Raw genomic sequence first — 1269 nt, forward strand, 5'->3', positions numbered from 1 at the left:
GGGGCTGGTGCACGAGTAGGTGACATCTGATCTGGCTTGCCCTGCCGGGCGGCCTGGAAGGATGCCAGCTGTGCCCAAGCCCTATCCCCAGGAGTTCCGCGACGACGTTGTCCGCGTCGCCCAGAACCGTGAAGACGGTGTGACTCTCGAACAGATCGCTGCCGACTTCGGTATCCACCCGATGACCCTGAACAAGTGGATCCGCAAGGCCGACGTGGAGGCCGGGATCAAGCCCGGCACCACGTCGGCCGAATCGCGTGAGCTGCGCGAGGCCAAGCGGCGTGTGCGCCTGCTTGAACAGGAGAACGAGGTCTTACGCCGGGCGGCGGCGTACCTGTCCCAAGCGAATCTGCCGGGAAAAGGTGGTACCCGCTCGTGAGTGAGCTGGCCGCTGACGGCATCCCCGTCACGGTGGCGTGTCGGGTACTCAAGATCGCTCGCCAGCCCTACTACCGGTGGCGCAAGAACCCGATCACCGACGCCGAGCTCGCCGAGGCGTACCGGGCCAACGCCCTGTTCGACGCCCACCGCGAAGACCCGGAGTTCGGCTACCGCTACCTCGCCGACGAGGCCGAAGCCGCAGGCGAGAAGATGTGCCGGCGGACGGCGTGGCGGATCTGCTCCGCCGGCGGCTGGACCAGCACCATCAGCAAGAGAGGCCGCGGCAAGCACCGCAAGGCCGGCCCGCCTGTACACGACGATCTCGTCAAGAGAGACTTCACCGCGCCCGGCCCCAACGAGCTGTGGCTGACCGACATCACCGAGCACTGGACGGCCGAGGGCAAGCTGTACCTGTGCGCGATCAAGGACGTCTACTCGGGCCGGATCGTCGGGTACTCGATCGACTCGAGAATGAAGTCCCGCCTGGCCGTGGCCGCCCTGAACAGCGCTGTCGCCAGGCGAGGGGACGTGGCCGGCTGCGTTCTGCACAGCGATAGAGGGTCTCAATTTCGTTCGAAGAAGATGCAGAAGGCCATCACCCGGCACGGCATGCTCGGGTCGATGGGCAGGGTCGGTGCGTGTGGTGACAACGCGGCGATGGAGAGCTTCTTCTCGCTGCTACAGAACAACGTCCTCGACCGTCGATCCTGGGCCACCAGAGACGAGCTCCGGGCCGCCATCGTGCACTGGATCGAACGGACCTACCACCGCCGCAGACGACAGGACCGCCTCGGCAGATTGACCCCCATTGAATTCGAGACCATCATCAACCACGAGGCCCCTCAGGCCGCGTGACTAACCCTGTCACCTATCCGTGCACCAGGCCCA

Annotated in this window: 1 protein-coding gene; it reads left to right on the top strand. The window is 65.6% G+C overall.

Annotation, left to right across the window (positions count from 1 at the left end):
• Positions 1 to 70 precede the first annotated feature (70 nt).
• Positions 71 to 1236, top strand: a protein-coding gene (locus GOALK_RS14730) for an IS3 family transposase (protein WP_085948641.1) whose coding sequence is annotated in 2 segments (ribosomal slippage) — positions 71 to 355 and positions 358 to 1236 — 1164 coding nt in all. Because the reading frame shifts where the segments join, the coding sequence is not laid out codon by codon here.
• Positions 1237 to 1269 lie beyond the last annotated feature (33 nt).

The organism is Gordonia alkanivorans NBRC 16433 (assembly GCF_000225505.1).
GTDB classification, from domain to species: Bacteria; Actinomycetota; Actinomycetes; order Mycobacteriales; family Mycobacteriaceae; genus Gordonia; species Gordonia alkanivorans.